Here is a 6559-nt window from a genome sequence, read left to right as displayed (position 1 = left end):
ATCTACACCCATGTCGAGCGCGTCGGCCGCACTTCGATGACGCTCAAGGTCGAGGCCTGGGCGCAGCGCTACCTCTCCGACCTGATGGAGAAGGTCACCCATGCCGATTTCGTCATGGTGGCGCTGGATGGCGAGGGCAAGCCGAAAGCGGTTCCCGCCGAAGGCTGACGCAAGCCGTCTTCTCCCACTGGCCGTTTGTAACTGGAGCCATGTGGCGGACCTGTTGCCTCGGTGCCCGATCCTGCTGCAATCGGAGGAGAGACAATGCGTCAACATCTGCTGAACGGTTGGCTCGTGGCAGCCCTGGTCGCGACGACATGCCTGCTCGGCGTGACCGCTTACGCGGAGGTGAAGGAAGATATCTCGCGCAGTGCCTGCACGCATTGGGAACAGGCTCCCGGCGAGCAGGGCGCACGGTGTGATAGCTGTGGCGCCGCGCGATGCGATGTCCGCACATCAGGAGCCTGAGCGGCAGCCGTCAGCGGACGGCATGAGCGGCGATCCACCAGCCAAAATGGCGCGTGCATTCGAGCAACGATCCGCGCAGCCGAGATAGAATTTCCGATCAGGCAAGCCGGATGTTGCGTGCGGGTCTGAATCCCTTGCGGCGCAAGGGTTTCAGACGCGGGCGTCGTCGAATTTTTCGCGCGCCGCCTTGACGCGCATGGTGTTCGCACGCGCCCATTCGCTCAGTGCGCTGACGGGGATCAGCAGCTCGTGGCCGAGCTCGGTCAGCTCATAATCGACGCGCGGCGGAATGGTTGGAAACACGGTGCGGGTGACGAAGCCGTCACGCTCCAGCCCGCGCAAGGTGGTGGTCAGCATCTTCTGCGAGATGCCGCCGACGGCTGCGCGCAATTCGTTGAAACGCAGCGGTCCGTCGCCCAGCTTGCCGACGACCAGAACGGTCCATTTGTCGCCGACGCGCTGCAGGATTTCCGAGATGGCGCGGCAGTCTTCGGAGCGGTGTGGGTGCCTCGGTAACAAAAAAGTGCCTTCTTGTGCATCGCGTTTGCAGTATCTCATATAGCGCAGGTATCCAAATGATACCAGTACTTCGTGCAAGGAGAGCCCTTATGTCCAAACCCAAAATTGCCATCGTCGTCGGATCGACGCGCGCCGCTCGTTTCGCCGATGTGCCAACCCAGTGGATCGCCAAAATCGCCAAGTCGCATGCCGACATCGATGTCGAGATCGTCGACCTGCGCGACTTCCCGCTGCCGTTCTTCGACGAGGTCGCATCCTCCGCCTGGGCGCCGTCGCAGAACGAAGTGGCACAGCGCTGGCAGAAGAAGGTCGCCGAATTCGACGGCTTCATCTTCACCGCCGCCGAATACAATCATGGCCCGACGGCCGTGCTGAAGAACGCCATCGACTACGCCGCCAATGAATGGAACAAGAAGCCGGCCGGCTTCGTCGGTTATGGCAGCGTCGGCGGCTCGCGTGCCGTCGAACAGCTTAGACTGTATGCCGTCGAATTGCAGATGGCGCCGGTCAAGTCGGCCGTCCATATCGCCTGGGGCGATTTCCTCGCCGTCCGCCAGGGCGAGAAGAAGCTGGAAGACCTCGAGCATCTGAACCAGGCCGCCACCGCGCTGGTCAACGATGTTGCGTGGTGGGCCAAGGTGCTCAAGGCAGCGCGTCAGGCCGACGCCGTTGCCGAGGAAGTCAAGGCGGCCTGACCGCCAATTCGAGTTATCCTCGCAAGGATCCGGGGCGGCGCTTGCGTCGCCCTTTTTCAATTATAGCGGCTCGAATTGAAAGCTGGCACCGGATCGGACGACGCGGCCGATGCCGGGCGAATCCAGATGCGCGCCGGCAACGAAACAATGTTCGTCGGCTGCAAGCGCCAGCAACCGCAACCGGCTTTCGCGCGCCTCGTCCTGATCGGCGTCGAATTCCCACGTCACCTCAGGTCGATCGAACTGAAGCGATGGGACGTGAACGGTGTCACCCCAAATCAGAACGCGTTCGCCGCCGCTCGAAACGCAAAAGCAGCTATGTCCCGCTTCATGGCCATGAGCGTCGACAATGTCGACATGTGTCCCGATACGGTCTCCGGCTTCGAAGGCTTCTGCCATGCCGTGAAATCGTTCGAGCCGCGCTTCGGCGCGAAAAAAGCCGAGTTCTTCCCCGGGAACGAGCAAGCGCGCCAGGCGCGGGAAAGCGTCGCGGCCGTCGGCAAGCACAAGACCATGGATGTGGTCGAGATGCGTGTGGGTGAAGCAGACGGTACGGACTCGTCCGGCATCGATGCCGGCTTCGTCCAGCGCCTCGGGAAGTCGGCCCATGGTGGGATGCCAGGCGTTCGAGGCGCCGGTGTCGATCAGGATGATCCCGTTTCCATCGTCAATCGCGAAGGCATTGACGGAAAGCCTGAGTTGACCAGCAACCAACGCGACTTGTTGCGGCAATTCATCGCCAAATGGCTTGTCGCCGCGTTGCCGAAGCCGTCCGATCGGCATGTCGACATAGCCATCGCGCAAGGAGGTGATGCGCAAGTCACCAAGATCGTAGGTCTGATAAAGGTCGCCTGAAGCTATGCGGCGCATTTTTTCCGATCCGTCTGTAAACAATCGACAACATGCGACGGGCCAGCCGCGTCGGCAACCCGCCCCGTCAATTCGATCTATGCCATGTGTGCGTGCGTCGCCTGCCGTGACCGGATGATGCAGTCGGCGAGGCGGTCTGCCTCGTCCAACTCGTCGGTATGGTGCTGATATCCGGATGTCGCGAAAGCCGCGAACACGACGCCAATCGGGGTTGGACTGCTACATCGACGGGACTGCCATCTGGTCGCGCCCTTTGCCCTGATATATCCGGCTGCAATCCGTCACATGAGTGAAGCCGTGAAGACATCCAGCCTGACCGGCGCCGTTTCCCCGATGATCCCGGTGCTCGTATGCGCGATGGCGATCTTCCTGCTGTCCGGGATGGATGCAGCGATGAAGATCCTGGTCATCGCGGTCGGCGTCTACAACACCTTGCTGTGGCGCAGCATGGTCGCGACCGTGGTCGCGGGCGCGGCCTGGCTGGCGGGACCGCGCTTAAAGCCAACCGTTCCGGTGCTGAGGCTGCATGCGCTGCGTGCCGCGGTTGTCGGCGTCGTCCTGATATCCTTCTTCTGGGGCTTGGCCAGGCTGCCGCTCGCGGAGGCGATCGGGCTCAGTTTCGTGGCGCCCTTGTTTGCCCTGTTTCTCGCCGCGCTACTGCTGGGCGAACGGATTCGGCGCCAGGCTGTCTGGGCATCGCTGGCCGGCATTGCCGGCGTCGCCATCATCATGGCCGGCCAGTTCGGGCAGTCAGACTATTCGCAAGATGCCATGCTCGGCACGGCGGCGGTGCTCGTATCGACGGTGTTCTACGGCTACAATCTCATCCTCGCCCGGCAACAGGCGCAGTTGGCCAAGCCGATCGAGATCATGCTGTTCCAGAACCTTTGCGTTGCCATCCTGCTCGGCCTCGCGGCACCCTGGCTCGCCGTCGCCCTGCCGAGTAATCTTTGGCTTCCTTTGGCCGGGGTGACGGTGCTGTCGCTTGCCGGGCAGTTCCTGATGAGTTGGTCCTACGCCCGCGCCGAAGCGCAATATCTGATCCCGACGGAATACTCGGCCTTCATCTGGGCGGTCGCGCTCGGCTGGTTCTTCTTCGGCGAGGAGGCGACCTGGACCACCTTGACCGGAGCATGCCTGATCGTCGCCGGCTGCCTGATCGCCGCGCGGGCCAATCCCCGGCTTGCCGAGCCCATCGAAATGGCGGTTTGAGCGCCGACGTTCAGCGTCCTGCAGGATCGCGAAAGACCCCAGTCTCCACCTCGTGCATGAAGTGAGCGATGAGAGCCGCGCATTGGCGATGATGCGTTTCGAGAAGCATGTGTCCGCTCTCAAAGACATGGATTTCGACTGCGTCGAGGTCGCGGCTGTAGGCCATGATCTCGTCCAGCGCGAAGAAGGCGTCGTGCCGTCCCCACAGCACGAGGCATGCTGGCTGTTGGTCGCGGAGATAGGCTTGGATGGCCGGGAAGCGCGCGATGTGCGAGCCATAATCGGTGAAGAGTTCGAACTGAATGTCGGTGTTGCCGGGCCTCGCCAGGCGCTCCGTATCGAGATACCAACCCTCGGGCGGAAACAACACCTTCAGACGCTCGGGGAGACCGCCGATATATTGATTTCGGGTCCCCTCGAAATTCATCCAGTCCGGCAGTTTGGCGCGGTTTTCTTCAGTCGGTTCGGCGAAGAATGCCTTCGGCGCGTCCCATTCCGGTCCCAGCCCCTCGTCATGAGCATTGCTGTCCTGCGCGATCAGGCCGAGGATGCGATCCGGCTGCCGTGTGGCGAGATGGTAGCCGACAGGCGTGCCGAAGTCGGTGATGTAGAGGAAGAATCGCTGCATGCCGAGGGCCTCGACGAAGGCTTCGATCGTGTTGGCCAGGTTCTCGAACGTGTAGTCATAGGCATCGATGGAAGGGGCGGACGAAAAGCCGAAACCGGGCAGGTCCGGCGCCACCACATAGGCTGTTTCCGCCAGCGGTTCGATGACATTGCGATAGACGTGCGACGAAGTCGGATATCCGTGCAGCAGCAGGATTGCCGGTCTGCCGGGGTCGCCGGCATGACGGTAGAAGATGTCGAGGCCGTCGACATTGATGGTTTCGTGGTAGGTCTTGTAACGATTGCTGCACATCCTCTCTCTCCCAGTGGTCCGCGCCGACCTGGCGGCGCTATGGGTTTGACACCACATATCCCTGTGATAGTGGTTACATCATGTAACCGTATAATGCGGTTGATGAGGTTATGTTCCATGGGCGATGCATACACCGAATGGGTGCCGGATCACTTCATAGGCGGGCATCCCGCCTTGGACCTGTCGAACGCCGTGTTCGACCGGCGGGTGCCGGCAGCAGACAATGAACTCTTCAAATCCGTCCGGGATGTTGCGAACTGGTTCAGCGCCTCAGGGCTTGCCGACGATCGACAGGCGCAGGCCGTTGCCGAGATAGCGGACGGGCGGTTCGTGGAAGGTGTCCGCGAAATGCGGGAGGCGTCATTTCAGGTTTTCGAGCCAATCGCCGCGGGCAAACCGTCTGCGGTCGAACCGCTCGGTTTGTTGTTCTCGCGCACGGCAAGCTCGCTTGCCGCCGGCTCTATCGAACTGGATGGCACCAGGCCGAAGCTTGCCCTTGCCCGGTGGCGGGACCCGGACGCCGTCACCGCCTTGCTGGCCATGCTGTCCATTGAAGCGTTCTTCACCCTGCCGCGCGACAGGCTGCATTCCTGCCCTCGCTGTGGCTGGCTTTTCCTCGATACGTCGCGAGGCGGCAAGCGGCGCTGGTGCAGCATGCGCACCTGCGGCAACCGCGAGAAGGTCTCGCGCCACCGAGATCATGCCCATGCCTAGACCCGGGTTAGCCACGTCGTTTTGCTGCGGGCAGGCCGAATACCGGCGCGTCACTCCGGAAGACCGGCCTTGCGAAAACCATCGACGAAATGCTCGAGCGTAGCGGCGTCGCGGAATGGCTCGGTCGTCGCCCAGTGATGGGTTGTGAAATGCGGGTTGCCGACGAGAAACAGCTCGGCCTCCGCGCGCGCCTCGTCGAGCCGGCCGAGTTGGGCCAGGCTTGCGGCCAGGAAACGGCGTGAGCTTGTGCGATAGGTCTCGTCACGGCGCAACGTCTCGATAGCGGCTTGGTAGTCGCGCGCCGCATATTGCGCCTGGCCGAGCGTCAGATAGTACCAGCTCGCTGGAAACGGGTTCAGCCGGAACGCCTTGCTGATGTGCTCGAGGCCCTCTTCGACCCGGCCGGACAGGACGGCGATGTCGGACAATGCCGCCCAGGTGTCGGCCTCGTTCGGGTCGAGCTCGATCGCCTTGGCGAATTCCGCATCCGCTTCAGTGAAACTGCGCTCATAGGCAAGCAGATAAGCCAGGATCCAGCGACAGCCGGCATCGTTGGGATCGATCGCCACGGCCTTGCGCGCCAGCTCCAGGGCAACGCTGCGGGCAGCCTCGGTTGGTCCGCCCCAATGCACCTGTCCCATCCAGTGGTTCATGGCAAGCCAGCGATAGGGCTCGGCGTAATCAGGATCGAGCGACACCGCGCGCGTCAGCATCAGATGCGCTTCCTGCGCCATCTGCGGCGAGTCGTCGATCAGCTTGCGCGCCCGCACGCAGAGGTCATAGGCCTCCAGATTTCGCGGCCGATTGCGCGGCGGCGGCGCGCGCAGCCGGCCAAGCAGCGCTTCCACGATCTTGGCCGTCACCTCGTCCTGAACGGCAAAGATATCCTCCAGGCCGCGATCGAAGCGTTCCGCCCACAGATGATCGCCGCTCACCGCGTCGACCAGCTGTGCGTTGATGCGCACGCGCCCCGCGGCGCGTCGTGCGCTGCCTTCCAGCAGGTAGCGCACGCCAAGATCCCCGGCGATCTCGCGCACGTCCATCGCTTTTCCCTTATAGGCAAAGGTCGAGTTGCGGGCGATGACGAACAGGCCGGAGATCCTGGACAGGTCGGTGATGAGGTCTTCGGTCAACCCGTCCACGAAGGAATCCTGCTCGGGAT

General features: G+C 62.6%; 8 protein-coding genes and 1 pseudogene. 5 read left to right on the top strand and 4 right to left on the bottom strand.

The window, feature by feature from the left end:
* Together EN750_RS40670 and EN750_RS13195 are read left to right on the top strand one after the other, a co-directional pair.
* A pseudogene (locus EN750_RS40670) lies at positions 1-168 on the top strand (acyl-CoA thioesterase); the annotation flags it as partial.
* 96 nt (positions 169-264) lie between these two features.
* Complete coding sequence (locus EN750_RS13195; RefSeq protein WP_127396673.1) at positions 265-468, top strand: hypothetical protein; 204 nt, start codon at positions 265-267, stop codon at positions 466-468.
* Positions 469-618: 150 nt separating this feature from the next.
* On the opposite strand, the gene EN750_RS13190 is transcribed toward EN750_RS13195, so the two are convergent.
* On the bottom strand, positions 619-987 hold the full coding sequence (locus EN750_RS13190) for a helix-turn-helix domain-containing protein (RefSeq protein WP_164748987.1): 369 nt from the start codon (positions 985-987) through the stop codon (positions 619-621).
* An 89-nt stretch (positions 988-1076) separates the two neighbouring features.
* Between EN750_RS13190 and EN750_RS13185 the strand changes: the two genes are divergently transcribed.
* On the top strand, positions 1077-1682 hold the full coding sequence (locus EN750_RS13185; RefSeq protein ID WP_023809763.1) for an NADPH-dependent FMN reductase: 606 nt from the start codon (positions 1077-1079) through the stop codon (positions 1680-1682).
* 60 nt (positions 1683-1742) lie between these two features.
* Here the strand turns inward: EN750_RS13185 and EN750_RS13180 are convergent, their stop codons facing one another.
* Positions 1743-2465 carry an MBL fold metallo-hydrolase gene (locus tag EN750_RS13180; RefSeq protein WP_245482693.1) on the bottom strand — a complete coding sequence of 241 codons (723 nt, stop codon included), beginning with the start codon at positions 2463-2465 and terminating at the stop codon, positions 1743-1745.
* 372 nt (positions 2466-2837) lie between these two features.
* Between EN750_RS13180 and EN750_RS13170 the strand changes: the two genes are divergently transcribed.
* On the top strand, positions 2838-3764 hold the full coding sequence (locus tag EN750_RS13170; protein ID WP_127396670.1) for a DMT family transporter: 927 nt from the start codon (positions 2838-2840) through the stop codon (positions 3762-3764).
* Between the two features lie 10 nt (positions 3765-3774).
* On the opposite strand, the gene EN750_RS13165 is transcribed toward EN750_RS13170, so the two are convergent.
* Positions 3775-4683: an alpha/beta hydrolase gene (locus EN750_RS13165; RefSeq protein WP_127396669.1), complete on the bottom strand. Its 909-nt coding sequence runs from the start codon at positions 4681-4683 to the stop codon at positions 3775-3777.
* 39 nt (positions 4684-4722) lie between these two features.
* Between EN750_RS13165 and EN750_RS13160 the strand changes: the two genes are divergently transcribed.
* Positions 4723-5397, top strand: coding sequence for a CGNR zinc finger domain-containing protein (locus tag EN750_RS13160; protein WP_245482692.1), 675 nt, complete (start codon positions 4723-4725; stop codon positions 5395-5397).
* A gap of 50 nt (positions 5398-5447) precedes the next feature.
* On the opposite strand, the gene EN750_RS13155 is transcribed toward EN750_RS13160, so the two are convergent.
* A partial coding sequence (locus tag EN750_RS13155; protein WP_127396668.1) for an adenylate cyclase occupies positions 5448-6559 on the bottom strand: 1112 nt, incomplete at its 5' end.

This window comes from Mesorhizobium sp. M7A.F.Ca.ET.027.03.2.1 (assembly GCF_003999175.1).
Taxonomy (GTDB): domain Bacteria; phylum Pseudomonadota; class Alphaproteobacteria; order Rhizobiales; family Rhizobiaceae; genus Mesorhizobium.
This window is presented reverse-complemented; position numbering and strand designations above follow the sequence as displayed.

Excerpts from the sequence above, each read along its gene's own strand:
- EN750_RS13195 (WP_127396673.1), top strand. The coding sequence starts at position 265 with ATGCGTCAACATCTGCTGAACGGTTGGCTCGTGGCAGCCCTGGTCGCG.
- EN750_RS13185 (WP_023809763.1), top strand. The coding sequence starts at position 1,077 with ATGTCCAAACCCAAAATTGCCATCGTCGTCGGATCGACGCGCGCCGCT.
- EN750_RS13180 (WP_245482693.1), bottom strand. The coding sequence starts at position 2,465 with ATGCCGATCGGACGGCTTCGGCAACGCGGCGACAAGCCATTTGGCGAT.
- EN750_RS13170 (WP_127396670.1), top strand. The coding sequence starts at position 2,838 with ATGAGTGAAGCCGTGAAGACATCCAGCCTGACCGGCGCCGTTTCCCCG.
- EN750_RS13165 (WP_127396669.1), bottom strand. The coding sequence starts at position 4,683 with ATGTGCAGCAATCGTTACAAGACCTACCACGAAACCATCAATGTCGAC.
- EN750_RS13160 (WP_245482692.1), top strand. The coding sequence starts at position 4,723 with ATGGGTTTGACACCACATATCCCTGTGATAGTGGTTACATCATGTAAC.